At 56.9% G+C, this 255-nt stretch carries 1 rRNA gene; it reads left to right on the forward strand.

Annotation, left to right across the window (positions count from 1 at the left end):
• A 16S ribosomal RNA gene (locus ACTD9P_RS30290) occupies positions 1-255 on the forward strand; the annotation flags it as partial.

The raw sequence follows: 255 nt of genomic DNA on the forward strand, positions 1-255 counted from the left end.
TGCCGGTGACAAACCGGAGGAAGGTGGGGATGACGTCAAGTCATCATGGCCCTTACGGCCTGGGCTACACACGTGCTACAATGGTCGGTACAGAGGGTTGCCAAGCCGCGAGGTGGAGCTAATCCCATAAAACCGATCGTAGTCCGGATCGCAGTCTGCAACTCGACTGCGTGAAGTCGGAATCGCTAGTAATCGCGAATCAGAATGTCGCGGTGAATACGTTCCCGGGCCTTGTACACACCGCCCGTCACACCA

Origin of the sequence: Pseudomonas onubensis, from assembly GCF_965653655.1 — a bacterium.
Lineage (GTDB): Bacteria > Pseudomonadota > Gammaproteobacteria > Pseudomonadales > Pseudomonadaceae > Aquipseudomonas.